Origin of the sequence: Tateyamaria sp. (genome assembly GCF_039940735.1) — a bacterium.
Lineage (GTDB): Bacteria > Pseudomonadota > Alphaproteobacteria > Rhodobacterales > Rhodobacteraceae > Tateyamaria.
Genome location: NZ_JBDVGB010000061.1, coordinates 57,330 through 74,502 on the forward strand (window position 1 = coordinate 57,330; position 17,173 = coordinate 74,502).

The following is a 17,173-nucleotide window of genomic DNA, read 5'->3' on the forward strand; positions in this document are numbered from 1 at the left end:
ACTTGAGAACGGAGAACATCCATGTCCTATCACGCACACCAACTCGGCCTGTTTGATCCCGCTCAAGGGGCATTGGCCATCGAACCGCCTGCCCCTGCGACGGAAAAGCAAATCGCTTTTGCCCGCGCGTTGGCTGCAAAGACCGGTGAAAAGCTCCCCTCAGGCTTGCTGCGTGACAAGACAGGGTTGTCGGCATGGATTGACCGCGTAAAGCAAGCACCGACAGGTAAGTTTGCCGCCTATCCCAGTGCCAAACAGGTGCAGTTTGCCGAACGCATTGCGCGGCTGAAACGGCGTCAGATTCCGGCAGAGTGTTTTAAGGATAAGGTGATGATGTCGCGTTGGATCGACGGCAATAAACCGCGCTAAAGCCGGGCCTGCGACGCATTGCCACTTTAGCGCGGGCGATGAGCCACATACTTACCCCTTATGCCTGATGAAACTCGCGTCCTTTACAATGCCGACTGTCCCGTATGCAGTTTTGAGATCGATCACTATGTGTCCTATGCAGGGCGCAAAGGTCTGCCCATCCGGTTTGAGGACCTGAACGAAGACATCGCAAATGACTGGGGGCTGACCCAAGATGCTGCCGCGCGCAGGCTTTATGTTCTGAAAGACGGCCAGCTCCATTCCGGTATCCCCGCCTTTATCGTGTTGTGGAAAGACATGCCCCGGTATCGCTGGTTGGCTCGGCTTGTCGCCTTGCCCGGCCTGCACTGGCTATCGAGTTTTGCCTACGATCATATGCTTGCGCCGCTGATTTATCGCTGGCACCTGCGCCGCCGTGGCGCAACGTCAACACAATTGTGAGGGTTTTAGGCCTAGACTGCCCGCAAAATTCAAACCAGCGTGAGACCCATGTCATACCCCTATTCAATACGTGAAACGCTCGCCGACGCATCCATCCATTTGATTGGCATCATCGCAGTCTCCGTCGCGGGGATCGCTTTGATGATCTATGTCATTCAGACGCAAGACGCGCCTCAGATCGCAGCGACAAGCATATACGCAGGCCTGTTGGCACTGTCGCTTGTGATCTCGGCGCTGTACCACATGACGCCGTGGGATCGTTGGCGTCCGGTGTTCCAGCGGTTTGATCATGCGGCGATCTATCTCAAGATTGCGGGCACTTACACGCCACTTGTCGTTCTTATTGGATCCGCTTTCGCCTATGCCGTCTTGGCTGGTGTGTGGCTGGTCGCGCTTTTCGGTGTCGTCGGAAAACTTAGTTTTTGGAGCACGGAATCGCGCCGTTCCTTGCCGGTTTATTTGGGCATGGGATGGGCCAGCGTTCTTTTAATCTGGCCGATGACACAGGCCCTTCCACCCTTATCTGTCGGCCTGATCGTTGGCGGCGGATTGCTTTATACGCTTGGCACGCTGGTCTATCGCTACCCCGACATGCGCTATCAAAACGCTGTCTGGCATGCCTTTGTACTGGCCGCATCAACCTGTTTTTTCTGCGCCGTTTGGTTAGGTATCTCGAGCTGAGGCAACCGCCAAAGCCTTGAAAGCATGCGCATTTCGGCAGTAGTGCGGCGTGTCAGAGGCTGTCCCAACTTGATCCACAAGCCAGTTTTGGCAGGTCTGCGTCTGGGTGCACCCCGCGCAGCGCAATACCAAATCCGAGATCTCATCGGTGCTGATATCCCCGCGCAGCGCGGCCTGTTCAAGGTCGACCCCGCGCGTGTGCGCCATTTGATCGACAATAGCAGCATGCAGTTTCAAACGATTTGTGGTCATCGGCTTGGTGCCTTTTCGGTTGGGATGAGTTGCCCCTACCTTTCCACCTTTCCACCTTTTGCCCGAACGTGCCTTGATCCAGATCAAAGCGCGTCCAAATAACTGCGCACACAGGTCTGTACGTGGCGAAACCGATCTCCGCCCAGATGTTTACCGCCGTACCAACGCGTCACGACAATCAAATGATCGCGCAGCCCTTCGCGTTCTAACATCCGCAGAATAACCATACCGGCACCGGATTCGCCGTCATCGCCTTTGATCAACCCACCATCCGCGAGGTTCGCACCCCACGTATTGTGGGTAGCCTTGGCATAGGCGCGATCTTGTTTCAGCGACTTGAGGGCAGCGTCAATCGCGGCGCGGTCTTTTACAGGGCACCCTGAAACCGCGTATTTTGACCCTTTATCCGTCAGGATTTGCCCAAGCTGCTTCACCCACGCCCCCCTGCCGAAAAGTCGTATCCGTTGACGGCAGCATCGGAAAAGACTGTGTCAGCCGTCCCGCGATTTTTACGCTGCAAAACCAGTGCCAATCAAAGCCCAGCCGCTGTCCGTCGCACAATTTCGATGCGCTGTGCATTGGGGGGATGCGTGCCTAGGAACTGATCCCCGGGATCAGGGATGCGGTTGAAGAATTCAGAACCTCGCACCGGATCATACCCCGCTCGCGCGGTGATCACGGTTCCTAACGCGTCTGCTTCCAGCTCAAAGTCCTTGGAATAGCTGCGCGCACCGACCTGTGCACCGATCCGTTGCGCGGACTCAATCGCGCTGGGGTCACCCCCGGAAATCGACGCCAGCCCGCCAAAAATCACCGCCCCTGCCGCGGCATTCTGCTTTTGGCGCGCGATGTGGCCCGCGACATGGTGCGCAGCTTCATGGCCCATGACAAAAGCAATTTCATCGGCATTTCGCGCCTCTTCCAGAAGCCCAAGGGTGAAAACCAAAAGGGGGCGTTGGTTTTCATCCAATGTTTGGAACGCATTGGCCGGTTGGTTGGGGCGATCATCGATCAGAATGCGGAAGTCGCAATTCACGCCCGATGTCTCTGCGCGGCACACGCGCTCTGCGACCGGTTCCAGACGGGACACAACGGTCGCAAAGGCACGCCCGGTTTGATCTGCTGTGCGCAACTCGTCGGGCACTTCGCCTTGCGCGAGCGGCGGCGCAATCGGTGCAGAATTTGTCGTCACGTCGTCACAGGCCGCTGCGAAAACCATTAGAGCCATGGCAGCCAACATACGGATCATAATTTTTGTTCCTTTTTTCACGTGGCACTCGAAAGCCGCTAATTCCACAACCGTTACAACCCAAGCGTATCATGGGCGCATTCGGCTTACAGCCCCGATCATGCCCAGTTTGAGCCATCACACAGCGCTTCGCGAATCTCCGCTCATGGCCTATTCTAAAGTCATGTTTACGATTGAGCACGAATTCGACGCGACTGTTATAACGCTGGTGGACGAGGGCGCGACCCCTTTGCAAGAAGATGTGATCGTCAATACGTTCGCTGAATGCATCACAGTTGAACAGTTTGATCCCCGCACCGAACGCATGGTGCGCGTTACGCTTTCACTTGAACAGGTGCGCGATCTTGCAGCGGCGCTTGATCTGCCAGAGGGGGCGTATCAACTGGCCCCTGCCGACGGGAAAGGTCTGGACCTGTGACCCACCTATGGTAGCCTGACGCGCGCGCAACAAAGGATACCATATGGCAACCGGCACAAAAATCCGCACCTTCTTCAACGGTGCATGGCATGACGAAGATTTGGCGATCATGCGCGCCGCGGACCATGGGTCGTGGCTTGGGACCACTGTATTTGACGGCGCGCGTTTCTTTGACAACCGCGCCCCTGACCTAGAGGCGCACTGCGCCCGCGTGAACCGTTCCGCCGAGGCCTTGATGATCACCCCAACGATGGCCACGGCCGACATCATCACAGCCGCCCGCGAAGGGTTGAAGGCCTATGGCCCTGAAGACGCTGTGTATATTCGCCCGATGTATTGGGCGCTGGATGGTGACGCGTCTGGCATCGTGCCAAAGGCCGACGCGACCGGATTTGCCATCAGCCTTGAGGCAATCCCGATGGCTGATCAAAACGCGTCGACCACGCTGGGCCGCACACAATTTCGCCGCCCCGTGCTTGAAGATAACGTGGTAAATGCCAAAGCCGGCTGCCTTTATCCCAACAACGCCCGTATGCTGACAGAGGTTCGCAAACGCGGCTTTGGCAACGCATTGGTGGCGGATGCTATGGGCAATGTGGCTGAATCCGCCACCGCGAACGTTTTTATGGTTAAGGACGGCGCGGTCTTTACGCCCATCCCGAACGGTACGTTCCTGGCGGGCATCACGCGAGCACGCCACATATCCAACCTGCGCGCTGACGGCACCGAAGTACATGAAGCCGTGCTAAGCTTCGCGGATTTCGCTGATGCCGACGAGGTCTTTTTGTCAGGAAACATGATGAAGGTGACCCCTGTTACCGTCTTTGAGGACACGCAATATCAGATCGGTCCTGTGACCCGCCGCGTGCGCGAAATGTATTGGGACTGGGCCGCCTCAAGTTAACGGCGCGCAACTTTCGATTGCCAGAGCCTACGCGCGGCGTCATGTTGATCGCGCAGATCACAAGGGGCCTGTCATGCGGAAATTTCTGGTCGTTCTGGACGACAGCCGAGAATGCCTGAACGCGATGCGCTTTGCCGCGATGCGGGCAGCGCGCACCGGGGGCGGTGTTGCGATCGTTTCCATTATCTCTCCGGACGAGTTCAATCACTGGATTGGCGTCGGTGCCGTCATGCGTGAAGAGGCACGTGAACGTATTCAAGCCCACTTCGAAGTCTTCGCCAAATGGATGCGCGACAAACAAAACGTGGACCCCGAGCTGATCATTCGCGAAGGCCAGCCCGTGGATGAAATCATGACCCATGTGCGCGAAGATCCTGAAATCGGCGTTCTGGTTCTGGGTGCAGGCACCCATAAAAAGGGCCCCGGCCCGCTGGTTACGCAATTGACGCGCAATGCGGGTAACCTGCCGATCCCCATCACCATCGTTCCGGGTGATCTTAGTAAAGAACGGTTAGAAGCGATCACGTAACCGTCCACCACTTTAGAATCATTCCAAACCTTGACTTGGCGAACGTGCGGGCGCATATCTTAGTGTAACACTCAGGAGATCGCCAATGTTCATCCAGACCGAATCTACACCCAACCCCGCCACGCTTAAGTTCCTGCCGGGCCAGACAGTGCTTGAAATGGGCACCGCAGATTTTCCGACGGCTGAGGCAGCAGTGAAATCTCCGCTCGCAAATCGAATCTTTGCGGTCGACGGTGTTACGGGTGTGTTTTTTGGCACCGATTTTGTGACTGTGACCAAGGCCGACAACGTCGATTGGGATCACATCAAACCCGCACTCTTGGGCGCGATCATGGAACACTTCCAATCCGGCCAACCGGTCATGGATGAAGGTCACGCCCCCGCATCCGGCCATGCAGACCACAATGGCGAAGACGAAGCCGTGGTTGGTCAAATCAAAGAACTTTTGGACAGCCGCGTGCGACCAGCCGTTGCCCAAGATGGCGGCGACATCACGTTTCACGGCTTTGACCGCGGTGTCGTATATTTGCACATGCAGGGCGCGTGCGCCGGTTGCCCATCGTCAACTTTGACGCTGAAAATGGGCATCGAAAACCTGCTTCGCCACTATATTCCTGAAGTCACCGAAGTCCGCCCTGTCGCGGTCTGATGCGCTGACGCGGACATGAAAAACGATCCGCTGATCTTGGGCTTTGACACCTCTGGTCCATACTGCGCGGCCGCCCTTGTGCGCGGGGGTGATGTGATCGCTTGCGTTGCCGAAGATATGACTCGCGGACAGGCCGAACGACTTATTCTCTTGCTTGAAGAAACGCTAACAAGCCAAGGCGTTACGTGGTCCGACCTTGACGCGCTGGCTGTGGGCACAGGCCCGGGTAATTTTACGGGCATCCGCATCGGGGTCTCTGCCGCGCGTGGAGTCGCCTTGGGCCTTGCGATCCCGGCTTATGGCGTAACAGGGTTCCAATCCCACGCGCGCATCGCTTTGCCCGGCACCACCGTCACCATAGGCGCCCCGCGCGACATGGTTTACATAAGTGATGCACAAGGCCCACGGCTTGTTCCAAAAGACGAGTTGCCAAATCCGGCACCGCAACCGACCCCGTCTGCCTTAGCAAAAGCTATCGCGCAACATGCGGCGTCACTTTGGCCTGCACCCTGCCCGGCCCCTGCCCCTTATTATGTGCGTGCGCCCGATGCCGCCCCAGCCCGAGACGCGCCGCCCAAGGTTTTGTCGTGACACCGGGCGACCTTGCCACCTTGCATCACGCTGCATTCACCGCAGACCGATCATGGAACGCCCAAGAGTTCCGCGACATGCTTGATAGTCCGCATTGCCATCTGACAGGCGCACCACATGGTTTTGCCCTTTGGCGCGCCGTCGCGGGCGAAGCCGAATTGCTTACAATTGCGACCCACCCCGATCACCAAAGGCGCGGGATCGCGACCTGCTTAATGACCCGGTGGATGACGACAGCAAGCGCCTCCGCGCAAACCGCCTTTCTTGAAGTTGCAGCCGACAACGCCCCCGCCATCGCGCTTTATGAACGCCACGGTTTCGACCTGATCGCGCGCAGACCGGGCTACTATTCCAGACCTACGAGCAAAATTGATGCGTTGGTGATGCGCGCGCCCCTGCCCGCTTGAAAATCCACAGCACACAAAGGCGACGCAGAAACCCACGCCTAAGGCTTGAGCGCGGCGCACTATCAGCCCACCTGATGCACCCCGACGCGTTAAAAAGCGGTTGACCCCAACCCGCCCCTGCGGCCTAATCCCGTATGATCACTGCGATCCCGGGCGTGCCGTGCTGCTGGCACCGCCCCAACCATAAACTCGGGAGACCTGAAAACATGACACTCATGCAGAAATTTCTCGGCGCAAGCGCCGCACTGGCATTGTCCGCCGGTGCCGCATTGGCCGACCCTGCCCTGATCTTTGATCTTGGTGGTAAGTTCGACAAATCCTTCAACGAAGCTGCTTTTAATGGTGCCAAACGCTGGGCCGAAGAAACCGGCGGCGAGTTCTTTGAAATCGAACTCCAATCCGAAGCACAACGCGAACAAGCCCTGCGCCGCTTTGCCGAATCCGGCGCAAACCCCGTCATCACGACTGGCTTTGCCTTTGCCGATCCCGTCAGCGTTGTTGCCCCTGACTATCCCGATACAAAATTCGTCAACATTGACGGATGGATGCCCGAAGTGCCGGCCAACGTTCAGTTGATTGGCTTTCAGGAACACCAAGGATCGTATCTGGTCGGTATGATGGCCGCTATGGCGTCAGAATCAGGCACAGTCGGTTTTATCGGCGGCATGGACATCCCGCTGATCCGCCACTTTGGCTGTGGCTTTGCGCAGGGTGTTAAGGCAGTTAACCCCGACGCGACCGTCATTGCCAATATGACCGGCACAACGCCATCTGCTTGGAATGACCCGGTAAAAGGGTCCGAGCTGACCAAAGCGCAAATCAGCCAAGGCGCTGATGTTGTATACGCCGCTGCGGGCGGTACAGGCGTTGGCGTTTTGCAAACGGCCGCTGACGAAGACATCTTGTCGATCGGTGTGGACAGCAACCAAAACTATTTGCACCCCGGTAAGGTTCTAACATCGATGCTGAAACGTGTGGATGTTGCAGTTTATGATTCAATGAAGGCGGGCGCCGCGATGGAAACCGGTGGTTTCACAACGCTGGGTCTGGCGGAAGAAGGCGTGGGTTATGCGCTGGACGAGCACAACGCCTCTTTGGTTTCGGACGACATGAAAACCGCTGTTGACGCAGCGCGCGAACAGATCATTTCGGGCGATCTTGAAGTTGTGGCCTATTACGCCAACGACAGCTGCCCCGCTCTGGACTTCTAAGTCGGCATCACAAACGTTTTGGCCGCGCCGCATTTCCTGTGGCGCGGCTTTTTTGACGAGACGGGAACTACATTCACATGACCGCCCCCGCGATTGAACTCAAAGGCATTTCCAAAGCCTTCGGCCCGGTGCAAGCCAACAAAGACATCTCGATTCGCGTGATGCCCGGCACGATCCATGGCATTATCGGTGAAAATGGCGCTGGCAAATCGACGCTTATGTCGATCTTGTACGGATTTTACAAAGCTGACGCCGGCGAAGTGTTTATTTCTGGCAAAAAGACCGAAATCCCTGACAGCCAAGCCGCGATTTCCGCAGGCATCGGCATGGTGTTCCAGCACTTCAAACTGGTTGAAAATTTCACCGTTCTTGAAAATATCATCCTTGGTGCAGAAGACGGTGGCTTGCTTAAGCCATCCCTCGCCAAGGCCCGTAAATCGCTGATCGAACTGGCCGCTGAATACGAATTGAACGTCGATCCTGACGCCTTGATCGAAGAGATCGGCGTGGGCATGCAACAGCGTGTCGAGATCTTAAAAGCGTTGTATCGCCAAGCCGACATTCTCATTCTCGACGAACCAACCGGCGTGTTGACGCCTGCCGAAGCGGATCAGCTGTTTCGCATCCTTGGCCGTCTGCGCGAAGAAGGCAAAACCATCATCCTGATCACCCACAAGCTGCGCGAGATCATGGACACCACCGACACCGTCAGTGTGATGCGCCGTGGTGAGATGACGGCAACCGTAAAAACGTCTGAGACCTCTCCTGAAGAGCTGGCAGAGTTGATGGTTGGCCGCAAAGTGTTGTTGCGTGTCGACAAGGTGCCAGCCACGCCGGGCGACGTGGTTCTTGATATCAAAGGGCTTCGGGTGGTCGACGAACAGAACGTGGAACGCTTGCGCGGTATCGATTTACAGGTTCGGGCTGGCGAAATTTTGGGAATTGCGGGAGTCGCAGGAAACGGACAGTCCGAATTACTTGAGGTCTTGGGCGGCTATAGCAATGGCGCCGGAACCATCACGCTCAATGGGCAACCGATTGACCTGACAGGCAAACATTCTGACGGTCGATCCCGTCGCGCCCGTGGCATTGCCCACGTTCCCGAAGATCGCCAACGTGAGGGTCTGATTATGGACTTTAGCGCGTGGGAAAACACCGCCTTTGGCTATCACCGTGATCCCAGCTATCTGAAAGGCATTCTAAGCAACAACGCCGCCATCAAAACCGAAACCCAAGCCAAAATGGATCGCTTTGACGTGCGCCCGCCGCATCCGCATTTGGCGGCCAAGAATTTTTCTGGTGGGAACCAGCAAAAGATCGTGCTGGCGCGCGAAATCGAACGTAATCCGGATCTTCTTTTGATCGGACAACCAACGCGTGGCGTCGATATTGGGGCCATCGAATTTATCCACCAACAGATTGTCGCGCTGCGGGATCAAGGCAAAGCCATCTTGTTGGTATCAGTCGAATTGGAAGAAATCCTAAGCCTTGCCGACCGCGTCGCCGTCATGTTTGACGGCCGTATCATGGGTGAACGGGCCCCTGCGGACACGGACGAAAAAGAATTGGGCCTGCTTATGGCTGGCGTCGAAGGAGACGCGGCATGAGACGCCTGTTTTTGACTTGGATGTGCCTGATTTTGCTGCCCATTGCCGCCGCAGCACAAGAGCAGGTCGATCGTTTTGACATCGTCATAAATGTCGAAAACGAAGAGGACAAAGCGGTTGTCTTTAACCTTGGCAACACGTTTGCGATGCTGGCACCGCGCACATCTGGCGTGCGGCGCGCCTCGCGTTTGGATTTCAGGTCTGGCAGCGATCTTGTTCAAAGCGGAGCCCCGACAGACAAGTTGAACACCGCTTTGCCCCAGGCATTGGCTGTGTCTGCGCGGCGCCTTAAGAATATGCGCGATACCTGTGATGTCTCGCGTCACCGGTTCGCGGATACGGATGTGTTGTTGGTCGTGCACAACACCGATACGGCACAGGCACAAGACGCATTGCGCTGTTTTGTTTCTGGGCTATGGATCTATCATGCAGGCGGAAGTGACATCGTGAATACGGACGACTGGCGTGTTCCTTATGCTCGCATCATCAGCTCTGTTGCAGGTGGACGCCCTGCATTCGCCGGCTTTGAAACAAAGGAAAATTGACATGGACGTGATGCCCAAGTGGGCCGAGGTGGTCCTTGTTCCGTTGATATCACTTCTGCTGGCAGCAATCCTGTCGGCCTTGGTGATTTTAGCCATCGGAGAAGACCCGGTCGAAGCCGTCAAGATCATGGTAAGCGGCGCGCTGGGGTCGACGTATGGCTGGGGCTACACGCTTTATTATGCGACGAACTTTATGTTTACCGGCCTTGCCGTGGCGGTCGCCTTTCACGCCGGTCTGTTTAACATCGGCGGCGAAGGCCAAGCGATGCTGGGCGGTCTTGGCGTGGCCCTTGTTTGTCTGTTCATTCCCTGGCCGCACTGGACCATCGCAGTGTTGGCAGCCGTTGTTGCATCCGCGTTGTTCGGGGCCCTTTGGGCTGCGATCCCGGCCTATCTGCAAGCCAAGCGCGGCAGCCATATCGTGATCACCACGATTATGTTCAACTTCATCGGTGCTGCGGTGCTTAACTACATGTTGGTGAACGTTTTACGCCCCGCCGGCGCAATGGACCCTGCCACCGCCCGCTTTCCTGAGGCCGTGCATCTGCCCAATCTAAATGAATTACTTGCGCCGTTTGGTATCGCGTTTTCTAAAAGCGCGCCTGCCAACGTGTCGCTTGTCATCGCGATGATCGCCTGCGTGTTGGTCTGGCTGTTGATCTGGCGCACCCCTCTGGGCCTTGAAATCCGGTCTTATGGCAAATCCCATCGCGCAGCGCGTTATGCTGGCATCGGATCTGTTCGCATCACCATGATCGCGATGCTGATTTCAGGCGGTCTTGCCGGGATGATGGCAATCAACAACGTCATGGGCGAAGCCGAGCGTCTGGTGCTAAACGCCGTCGAAGGTGCCGGTTTCATTGGCATCGCTGTGGCTTTGATGGGCCGTAGTCACCCTTTAGGGGTGTTTCTGGCCGCAATTCTGTTTGGTTTTTTGTACCAAGGCGGGGCCGAATTGGCGCTTTGGACGTCTATCCCACGCGAGTTGATCGTCGTCATTCAAGCGCTGGTGATCCTATTTACTGGGGCTCTCGATAATATGGTTCGTATGCCACTTGAGCGCATATTCTTGGCAGTCCGCCGCGCGCGTACGTCACAATCACAGGCGGCGGAGTAAAGCACATGAGTTTCTTTGCACTCTTTGATCTGTCTGTCCTTGATACAGCTGTTCGTTTTGCCACACCTTTGCTGTTGGCCTGTCTCGCTGGTCTATTCTCAGAACGTGGCGGCATCTTTGACATTGGGCTTGAGGGCAAAATGCTGGCCGCTGCATTTTTCTCGGCTGCGGTGGCGGCTATGACCGGGTCTGTCTGGGTTGGTCTTTTGGCCGGGATTGGTGTGTCACTGGCCCTTGCTTTGTTGCATGGTCTTGCATCGATCACATTCAGAGGCAATCAACTGATTTCAGGCGTTGCGATTAACTTTCTTGCCGCTGGACTGACTGTTTTGATCGCCCAAAGTTGGTTTCAGCAAGGTGGGCGCACACCGTCTTTAGGTGAGGGCGCGCGGTTCGAGGACATCACCCTGCCCTTTGCCGATGCGCTTAGCGCGGTTCCAGTCTTTGGCCCGATTTATTCCGAACTCATCTCGGGGCACTCGATCCTTGTGTACGTCGCACTGCTGTGTGTGCCGGGAACATGGTATGTCCTGTTTCGCACGCGTTTTGGTTTGCGCCTGCGCGCCGTCGGGGAAAACCCTGCCGCTGTAGACACGGCGGGGGTTTCCGTCGTTGGCCTGCGCTTTGCGGCTGTCTGCATTTGTGGCATCTTATGCGGAATTGCAGGAGCTTACCTGGCGACGGGCCTGCAAGCTGGATTTGTCAAAGACATGACAGCCGGGCGCGGTTTCATCGCCTTGGCTGCATTGATTTTTGCCAAGTGGCGACCATGGCATGCACTTTGGGCGACGTTGCTATTTGGGTATTTGCAAGCGATCGCGTTGCGTCCAGACATCATCGAAGGCGCGTTGGGCTTTAAAGTACAGGTGCAATTGCTGGACGCGTTACCTTACATCCTGACGGTCGTGATTCTCGCGGGCTTTGTCGGCAAGGCAATCCCGCCACGGGCCGGCGGTGAACCATATGTTAAAGAACGCTAAGCACAGTGCATGATATGGGCCACGTCTAAGTCCAGATTCTTGTAGCCAACCTAACCAGTTCGTTGCACGGCGGCGTGACACCTTGATTTACAGGCCGACGCGCGCCAAAGAGGATGTATGCAAATCTACCTCCCCATTGCCGAGGTTTCGGTCAACGCCTTCCTGCTTTTGGGGTTGGGCGGAATGGTGGGCATTTTGTCAGGTATGTTTGGCGTGGGCGGCGGCTTTTTGATGACGCCGCTTTTGTTTTTCATCGGCATCCCCCCAGCTGTGGCCGTCGCGACCGAAGCCAATCAGATTGTGGCGTCGTCCTTTTCCGGCGTGCTGGCGCATCTCAAGCGAAAAACGGTCGACCTCAGGATGGGGTGCGTGCTGTTGATCGGGGGCTTGGTTGGCGCGGCACTTGGGGTGGTGTTGTTCAACTACCTTAAGGCGTTGGGCCAAGTCGATCTGCTGGTCAAGCTGTGTTACGTGCTGTTTCTGGGCGTCATCGGCGGGTTGATGTTTGTGGAATCGCTGAACGCTATTCGCAAAACCAAACGCGGCGTTGCACCGACCCGCAAGAAACACAATTGGATCCACAAGTTGCCGTTTAAGATGCGGTTTCGGGTGTCTGGGCTTTATATCTCGGTCATTCCGCCACTGCTGGTGGGTTTGCTTGTGGGTATTTTGGCCGCGATCATGGGTGTGGGCGGTGGATTTATCATGGTCCCTGCCATGATCTATCTGTTGGGAATGCCGACCAAGGTTGTTGTTGGCACATCGCTGTTCCAAATCATTTTTGTCACGGCCTTTACCACCATGTTGCACGCCACCACGAACTTTACCGTCGACATCGTTCTTGCTGTTTTGTTGCTGATTGGCGGCGTGGTTGGTGCACAGATAGGCACCCGCATCGGCGTCAAGATGAAAGCCGAACAATTGCGCATTCTGCTGGCCGTTATGGTATTAGCGGTCTGCGGAAAACTGGCGTTTGATTTATTGGTCACGCCAAGCGAGCTTTACAATGTTGCCGCGGCTGGAGGGCACTGATGCGCTGGCTGCTGCCTTTTTTGTTTCTCGCGCTTCCTGCTTGGGGCGAAAGTGTCGTGCTTGGGTTAAGCCAAGACGAAATTGCGATCACCACCAGCTTTAATGGGTCCGAGATTTTGGTCTTTGGCGCCGTAAAGCGCGAAGAACCCCTGCCTGACGGCCCCGAGCTAGAAGTCATCGTAACCGTTTCGGGCCCATCAGAGCCTGTCACAGTGCGGCGAAAAGATAAGCGGCTGGGCATCTGGGTGAACACGGATGCGGTCGAAGTCGACCATGCGCCCAGTTTTTACGCCGTCGCCACCAGCGGTCTTTTACGCGACGTCCTGCGCGACACTGAAGATTTGCGTTATCGCATATCGGTGCCACGCGCGATCCGCTCTGTGGGCGCGCCCATGTCGATCGCCGATGCGTCTAAATTCACCGACGCGCTGATCCGCATTCGCACGGAAGCAGAACAGTACCAACTGCAGGAAAACCATGTGGTCGTCGACGAACAAACCCTGTTCCGAGGGCGTATAAAATTGCCTGCTGCCTTGAACGAAGGTGCTTATGTTACGCGCATCTTTTTGACCCGCAGTGGCAACGTTGTTGCCGACTACGAAACCACAATCGACGTGCGTAAAGTCGGGTTAGAACGATGGCTCTTTAGCCTGAGCCGGGAACAGCCGTTTCTATATGGGCTGATGTCTTTGGCTATTGCGATTATGGCCGGTTGGGGCGCTTCGGCGGCGTTTTCACTGCTGCGCAATTGACCTATATCTAAAAACGTCGGTCGCGTTCACAGATCAAGGTCTGGCGCATCCAACGTCAAAGGTGCCGCCGGTTTACTGCGCAAATCATCCACCGACAACGGCCCGCTGGGTTTGGCCAACCGGTTGCGGACCACCCAAATCAGGCGTTCTTGCGCGCGCGTAATCGCCACATAGGCCAAGCGTTTCCATAACGGTTGCCCAGCCTCGCTGCGCCCCATGCGAGCGGCGACAAACAGGTCAGGGGCGAACACTTGAACAGCATTCCATTGACTCCCTTGCGCCTTGTGGATCGTGACCGCCGCCCCGTGTAAAAACGTGGCCCCCATGCGGGCGGCAAAGGGGATAAAGGGTTCTTCTTCGTCCGGTTTTTCGATTTTCACAATCGAGGCCGCCGAAATTTGCGGATCTTCGGCACCCATCACATGCAGACGCGAAAAGCCCGGTTTACGGCCCTCGCCCAAATAGATGACTTGCGCCCCTTTGATCAGGCCACGCGCCTCAAGGTCGAGCCGTTTTTTGCGATGCTTTAAGGGCAGTTCCAACCCATCGCAAATCAACGGCTCCCCCTCTAGCAACGCATCTTCGGGCGCGCCGTGCACGTTGCGAAAAGCATTGATCAGCCGAATGCGCGTATTGTTCCGCCACACCAGCACCGGGCTGCGCGCCATCAAATCCACTTCAACCCGCTGGCCCCACACCACGCGTTCGTCGCGTTTGGCGGCCTCTTCAATCATTTTCTCAAACGTGTGGAATTCAAGGTCTGGATCCGCCAGTGCATGCGCCAGATCAAGGATTGGGTTGTCCGCCGCCTGCCGGTGGACGCGGCTAAGGTTAAGAACGCGTGGCGCAGGCAGTTTTTCGAACACCATAGCGCCCGATTGCTTGACCGGGGCCAACTGCGCCGGGTCGCCAAACAGCAAAAGCGTCGGAAAGATTTCCTTGAGGTCTTCGAACTGTTTGTCATCCAGCATCGAGGATTCGTCGATAAAGCCAACATCCAATGGCTCTTCGCGCCGTTTCCAGCCCGTGATAAAATCAGAACCGCGCAAACCCGCAGCCGCAAGCGCGCCGGGAATCGATTTGTTGTTCTGGTAAAATCCAAAAGCACGATCGAGCGCGAGTTCTGTCAGACCTTCGACTTCTGGCCTCTCGCCGTTGCCCGCCAGCCATTCCGCGATGCGTTCGTATTCCGGATCATAAACGGGCGTATACAGGATGCGGTGAATGGTCGTAGCTGGCACGCCACGAAAGCGCAAAACGCTAGCCGCTTTGTTCGTGGGGGCAAGGATTGCAAGAGTGCGCTTGTCACGTCGTTTTTTGGATTCGTAGTCACCCGAAACGATATCGACGCCCGCATTTTCCAAGGCCTTGTACAACTCTGCCAACAGCAGGGTTTTGCCCGATCCCGCCTTGCCCGTGATCGCCATAACGGATGTGGCCGTCGACTTCGGTGGCATCAACAGTGAATCGTCCAGATCAATCCCAGCGCCGCGCAACATCTCTGTCACAGCGTCATAGGCATTGGCCTGATCATCAGAAAGGGAAAGAACTGTCGTCATAGCGCGACCCTACAGGGGGGGCGGGCCGCGGGCCAGCGCGTTTAGCGCTGCGCCCCATGATCTTGTGTCACGTGTTTAGGCGCTGCGGGCGAATTTTTCCTGATGTTCCGCGCCAAATGCGTGATCAAACCATTGACGCGAACGCTCAAGCGGCACACCCGCACGTTCTGCAACTTTGGCAGCCGCCGAAGGATCAAAGTGCCACAACCCCACGCTGATTTGATCGCCGCCTGTTCCGGCGCTGCCCAGAACGTCAGGGGACGAACCAATCATGCGGTAAATCCGCACCATGCGAGCATCAAAGACACCAACAAAATGTTCGACCCCAAAGTTCTGCATAATTTCACCCCCGCCAAGCATCAAAGCCGCAGCGACATGGCTGCCGGCACCTCGGGTAAGGCAAAACCGCGTGCATTCCCAAATGATCGGGCTAGTAATCGGACCAGAGATCATGTCGCCAAAATGTTCATTCACCATTGTCCGGCCCGTCGTCGGCAAAAACCGCATGGATCCACCATGACTGCCATCGGGTTCTTCCCAGATCACATACAAGGGATTCAAATCGTCGTATTCGTCGCGTTCATACCCGTCAGCATCTATCGTCACATCCCATCCAAGGCGGGTTTTGAATTGATCCGCACGATCGCGAAACATAGTGTGTGCAAGTTTCGGGTGATCTTTCAGATCAGAGGCGTAAACGTAACGTAGCATTATAGTTCTCCTTGTCAGACCGCGGCGGGAATGACCGAAACACTACTTATGCGTGCGTTAATGTTCAAACATACACCCGAGCGCTGAGTGCGACACCTGCGCAACGGGCATTGTCAGACGACAATCAATCCGCGACTCATGGCCCGGGCGACGGCATGAGTGGTGTTCATTGCACCAAGCTTGAACCGCGCGCTTTCAATATAGACGCGCAATGTATGTTCCGAGATCGACAACGTATCCGCCACCTGCGCGCGACTGTATCCCATCGCCAACAATGTCATCGCATCGACCTCACGCGGGCTAAGCGCTTGGGACTGCTCGGGAGTGCGCTCTGGTTCGAAATCCAAAGCTTTTTCGTTGAAGTAGTGAGCGATCAAGATCAAATCGCGTCGATGCGTGTTGGTCCATTCTGCCCAGGTCGTGTCGTCGCATGAGTGGCTGACTGTAAAAAGTGCGAACTGTCCGTTCGGTCCCCTGATCGGAACGGAAAATCCCTGATTGCCGACGCCGTGTGCGATGGCTTCGGCTTGAAACGCGCGGGCAGCTTTGCTTGACCAATCCAAGCGTTTCCAATCAACGGGATGAAAGCGTTGAAAACACCCGATAATAACGGGATCAACGCGTAGGTAATTCTGTTCTAGGTAGCGTTGCCGCCAAGTGTCTGAATATGTTCCGCATCCATATTGATCCCCAGCTGAATCAACCCAATGGTATACCACATGATCGATGTCATAATGGTCACGGAACGCCTCGGTCGCGGCTTGAAGCGACCCAAGTCCTTCAGCTTTTTCCAGCTCCTCCAAAATGAATTCCAACGGCCGTATCGCCGTCATGGCGGTGAGCATTGTGCTTATCCTTCATCGCAGCGATCTCGGCCATCGCGACGATTGCGGAGTCATCCAACTGTTCTGCCAAAATAGGCATATCGTTGGCGCGGGCAAATGTCTTGAGGTCCGTAAGAACGTCTAGTATCCAGTCACTTCTCATGCTCAGACTCTCTTCCAAGTGGTTAATGAATCGTTAACTCAACTATAGCATGTGTCAACTCAGCCTGAAAATTCACCTATTTCTACTCCCCAGAAATAGCGAGGGGTCGGATTTTAACTCCTTGAAGGCAAACAATGCCGTTTCAAAATTAAAAACACCCACGACACCTAAGGGTGATTCGC

General features: G+C 56.0%; 23 protein-coding genes. 16 read left to right on the forward strand and 7 right to left on the reverse strand.

All coding sequences use genetic code 11. The features are described 5' to 3' along the window. The first annotated feature begins 21 nt into the window (after positions 1–21). Genes ABJF76_RS13320 through trhA form a run of 3 tightly spaced genes read left to right on the forward strand, consistent with a single transcriptional unit; the run spans position 22 to position 1,491 of the window. Positions 22–369 carry a hypothetical protein gene (locus tag ABJF76_RS13320; protein WP_413819631.1) on the forward strand — a complete coding sequence of 116 codons (348 nt, stop codon included), beginning with the start codon at positions 22–24 and terminating at the stop codon, positions 367–369. Between the two features lie 60 nt (positions 370–429). Then, complete coding sequence (locus ABJF76_RS13325) at positions 430–810, forward strand: thiol-disulfide oxidoreductase DCC family protein (RefSeq protein WP_413819630.1); 381 nt, start codon at positions 430–432, stop codon at positions 808–810. A 48-nt stretch (positions 811–858) separates the two neighbouring features. Further along, positions 859–1,491 (forward strand): PAQR family membrane homeostasis protein TrhA, encoded by a 633-nt coding sequence (gene trhA, locus ABJF76_RS13330; RefSeq protein ID WP_413819629.1) that lies wholly within the window; start codon positions 859–861, stop codon positions 1,489–1,491. Here the strand turns inward: trhA and ABJF76_RS13335 are convergent. From ABJF76_RS13335 to ABJF76_RS13345, 3 genes are all read right to left on the reverse strand, one after another. After that, positions 1,474–1,743, reverse strand: coding sequence for a DUF6455 family protein (locus tag ABJF76_RS13335; protein WP_413819628.1), 270 nt, complete (start codon positions 1,741–1,743; stop codon positions 1,474–1,476). The two genes, trhA and ABJF76_RS13335, sit on opposite strands and share 18 nt — an antisense overlap. Positions 1,744–1,826: 83 nt before the next feature. Then, positions 1,827–2,177 (reverse strand): YigZ family protein, encoded by a 351-nt coding sequence (locus ABJF76_RS13340; protein ID WP_413819627.1) that lies wholly within the window; start codon positions 2,175–2,177, stop codon positions 1,827–1,829. Between the two features lie 98 nt (positions 2,178–2,275). Continuing rightward, positions 2,276–2,992, reverse strand: coding sequence for a M48 family metallopeptidase (locus tag ABJF76_RS13345; RefSeq protein WP_413819626.1), 717 nt, complete (start codon positions 2,990–2,992; stop codon positions 2,276–2,278). A gap of 163 nt (positions 2,993–3,155) precedes the next feature. On the opposite strand from ABJF76_RS13345, the gene ABJF76_RS13350 reads away from it, so the two are divergent. From ABJF76_RS13350 to ABJF76_RS13410, 13 genes are all read left to right on the forward strand, one after another. Further along, positions 3,156–3,410, forward strand: a complete 255-nt coding sequence (locus ABJF76_RS13350) for a hypothetical protein (RefSeq protein ID WP_413819929.1) — start codon at positions 3,156–3,158, stop codon at positions 3,408–3,410. Positions 3,411–3,453: 43 nt separating this feature from the next. Beyond that, positions 3,454–4,314, forward strand: coding sequence for a branched-chain amino acid aminotransferase (locus ABJF76_RS13355; protein WP_413819625.1), 861 nt, complete (start codon positions 3,454–3,456; stop codon positions 4,312–4,314). A gap of 73 nt (positions 4,315–4,387) precedes the next feature. Continuing rightward, a complete protein-coding gene (locus ABJF76_RS13360) occupies positions 4,388–4,843 on the forward strand; it encodes a universal stress protein (RefSeq protein ID WP_413819624.1) in 456 nt (151 codons plus the stop codon). Positions 4,844–4,928: 85 nt separating this feature from the next. Further along, positions 4,929–5,492: a NifU family protein gene (locus tag ABJF76_RS13365; protein WP_413819623.1), complete on the forward strand. Its 564-nt coding sequence runs from the start codon at positions 4,929–4,931 to the stop codon at positions 5,490–5,492. A 15-nt stretch (positions 5,493–5,507) separates the two neighbouring features. Beyond that, entirely contained in the window at positions 5,508–6,083 is a 576-nt protein-coding gene (gene tsaB / locus ABJF76_RS13370; RefSeq protein WP_413819622.1) for a tRNA (adenosine(37)-N6)-threonylcarbamoyltransferase complex dimerization subunit type 1 TsaB, read from the forward strand. Further along, positions 6,080–6,490, forward strand: coding sequence for a GNAT family N-acetyltransferase (locus tag ABJF76_RS13375; protein ID WP_413819621.1), 411 nt, complete (start codon positions 6,080–6,082; stop codon positions 6,488–6,490). The genes tsaB and ABJF76_RS13375 overlap by 4 nt, the downstream gene beginning before the upstream one ends. A gap of 206 nt (positions 6,491–6,696) precedes the next feature. Next, the gene (locus tag ABJF76_RS13380) at positions 6,697–7,701 is read left to right on the forward strand and encodes a BMP family lipoprotein (RefSeq protein ID WP_413819620.1); all 1,005 of its coding nucleotides are present in this window, start codon (positions 6,697–6,699) and stop codon (positions 7,699–7,701) included. A 77-nt stretch (positions 7,702–7,778) separates the two neighbouring features. After that, positions 7,779–9,308, forward strand: coding sequence for an ABC transporter ATP-binding protein (locus ABJF76_RS13385; RefSeq protein ID WP_413819619.1), 1,530 nt, complete (start codon positions 7,779–7,781; stop codon positions 9,306–9,308). After that, on the forward strand, positions 9,305–9,853 hold the full coding sequence (locus ABJF76_RS13390; protein ID WP_413819618.1) for a hypothetical protein: 549 nt from the start codon (positions 9,305–9,307) through the stop codon (positions 9,851–9,853). The genes ABJF76_RS13385 and ABJF76_RS13390 overlap by 4 nt, the downstream gene beginning before the upstream one ends. Position 9,854: 1 nt before the next feature. Beyond that, positions 9,855–10,970, forward strand: coding sequence for an ABC transporter permease (locus ABJF76_RS13395; RefSeq protein ID WP_413819617.1), 1,116 nt, complete (start codon positions 9,855–9,857; stop codon positions 10,968–10,970). Between the two features lie 5 nt (positions 10,971–10,975). After that, complete coding sequence (locus tag ABJF76_RS13400; protein ID WP_413819616.1) at positions 10,976–11,950, forward strand: ABC transporter permease; 975 nt, start codon at positions 10,976–10,978, stop codon at positions 11,948–11,950. A gap of 117 nt (positions 11,951–12,067) precedes the next feature. Beyond that, on the forward strand, positions 12,068–12,982 hold the full coding sequence (locus ABJF76_RS13405) for a sulfite exporter TauE/SafE family protein (RefSeq protein ID WP_413819615.1): 915 nt from the start codon (positions 12,068–12,070) through the stop codon (positions 12,980–12,982). Continuing rightward, positions 12,982–13,734, forward strand: a complete 753-nt coding sequence (locus ABJF76_RS13410) for a TIGR02186 family protein (protein WP_413819614.1) — start codon at positions 12,982–12,984, stop codon at positions 13,732–13,734. The genes ABJF76_RS13405 and ABJF76_RS13410 overlap by 1 nt, the downstream gene beginning before the upstream one ends. Positions 13,735–13,760: 26 nt before the next feature. On the opposite strand, the gene ABJF76_RS13415 is transcribed toward ABJF76_RS13410, so the two are convergent. The 4 genes from ABJF76_RS13415 to ABJF76_RS13430 all read right to left on the reverse strand — a co-directional run bounded on the left by ABJF76_RS13415 (position 13,761) and on the right by ABJF76_RS13430 (position 16,991). After that, positions 13,761–15,293, reverse strand: a complete 1,533-nt coding sequence (locus ABJF76_RS13415; protein WP_413819613.1) for an ATP-dependent DNA helicase — start codon at positions 15,291–15,293, stop codon at positions 13,761–13,763. 75 nt (positions 15,294–15,368) lie between these two features. Further along, a complete protein-coding gene (locus ABJF76_RS13420) occupies positions 15,369–16,004 on the reverse strand; it encodes an acyl-homoserine-lactone synthase (RefSeq protein ID WP_413819612.1) in 636 nt (211 codons plus the stop codon). A 113-nt stretch (positions 16,005–16,117) separates the two neighbouring features. Next, on the reverse strand, positions 16,118–16,849 hold the full coding sequence (locus ABJF76_RS13425) for a helix-turn-helix transcriptional regulator (protein WP_413819611.1): 732 nt from the start codon (positions 16,847–16,849) through the stop codon (positions 16,118–16,120). Beyond that, positions 16,785–16,991 (reverse strand): hypothetical protein, encoded by a 207-nt coding sequence (locus ABJF76_RS13430; RefSeq protein WP_413819610.1) that lies wholly within the window; start codon positions 16,989–16,991, stop codon positions 16,785–16,787. Before ABJF76_RS13430 ends, ABJF76_RS13425 begins: the two co-directional genes overlap by 65 nt. Between the last annotated feature and the right edge of the window lie 182 nt (positions 16,992–17,173).

Bases quoted from the DNA above. Each gene is read 5' to 3' on its own strand.
- ABJF76_RS13425 (WP_413819611.1), bottom strand. From the start codon at position 16,849: ATGCTCACCGCCATGACGGCGATACGGCCGTTGGAATTCATTTTGGAG.
- ABJF76_RS13325 (WP_413819630.1), top strand. From the start codon at position 430: ATGCCTGATGAAACTCGCGTCCTTTACAATGCCGACTGTCCCGTATGC.
- ABJF76_RS13390 (WP_413819618.1), top strand. From the start codon at position 9,305: ATGAGACGCCTGTTTTTGACTTGGATGTGCCTGATTTTGCTGCCCATT.
- tsaB (WP_413819622.1), top strand. From the start codon at position 5,508: ATGAAAAACGATCCGCTGATCTTGGGCTTTGACACCTCTGGTCCATAC.
- ABJF76_RS13335 (WP_413819628.1), bottom strand. From the start codon at position 1,743: ATGACCACAAATCGTTTGAAACTGCATGCTGCTATTGTCGATCAAATG.
- ABJF76_RS13380 (WP_413819620.1), top strand. From the start codon at position 6,697: ATGACACTCATGCAGAAATTTCTCGGCGCAAGCGCCGCACTGGCATTG.
- ABJF76_RS13385 (WP_413819619.1), top strand. From the start codon at position 7,779: ATGACCGCCCCCGCGATTGAACTCAAAGGCATTTCCAAAGCCTTCGGC.
- ABJF76_RS13430 (WP_413819610.1), bottom strand. From the start codon at position 16,991: ATGAGAAGTGACTGGATACTAGACGTTCTTACGGACCTCAAGACATTT.
- ABJF76_RS13405 (WP_413819615.1), top strand. From the start codon at position 12,068: ATGCAAATCTACCTCCCCATTGCCGAGGTTTCGGTCAACGCCTTCCTG.
- ABJF76_RS13410 (WP_413819614.1), top strand. From the start codon at position 12,982: ATGCGCTGGCTGCTGCCTTTTTTGTTTCTCGCGCTTCCTGCTTGGGGC.
- ABJF76_RS13355 (WP_413819625.1), top strand. From the start codon at position 3,454: ATGGCAACCGGCACAAAAATCCGCACCTTCTTCAACGGTGCATGGCAT.
- ABJF76_RS13365 (WP_413819623.1), top strand. From the start codon at position 4,929: ATGTTCATCCAGACCGAATCTACACCCAACCCCGCCACGCTTAAGTTC.
- trhA (WP_413819629.1), top strand. From the start codon at position 859: ATGTCATACCCCTATTCAATACGTGAAACGCTCGCCGACGCATCCATC.
- ABJF76_RS13415 (WP_413819613.1), bottom strand. From the start codon at position 15,293: ATGACGACAGTTCTTTCCCTTTCTGATGATCAGGCCAATGCCTATGAC.
- ABJF76_RS13395 (WP_413819617.1), top strand. From the start codon at position 9,855: ATGGACGTGATGCCCAAGTGGGCCGAGGTGGTCCTTGTTCCGTTGATA.
- ABJF76_RS13345 (WP_413819626.1), bottom strand. From the start codon at position 2,992: ATGATCCGTATGTTGGCTGCCATGGCTCTAATGGTTTTCGCAGCGGCC.
- ABJF76_RS13320 (WP_413819631.1), top strand. From the start codon at position 22: ATGTCCTATCACGCACACCAACTCGGCCTGTTTGATCCCGCTCAAGGG.
- ABJF76_RS13400 (WP_413819616.1), top strand. From the start codon at position 10,976: ATGAGTTTCTTTGCACTCTTTGATCTGTCTGTCCTTGATACAGCTGTT.
- ABJF76_RS13360 (WP_413819624.1), top strand. From the start codon at position 4,388: ATGCGGAAATTTCTGGTCGTTCTGGACGACAGCCGAGAATGCCTGAAC.
- ABJF76_RS13350 (WP_413819929.1), top strand. From the start codon at position 3,156: ATGTTTACGATTGAGCACGAATTCGACGCGACTGTTATAACGCTGGTG.
- ABJF76_RS13420 (WP_413819612.1), bottom strand. From the start codon at position 16,004: ATGCTACGTTACGTTTACGCCTCTGATCTGAAAGATCACCCGAAACTT.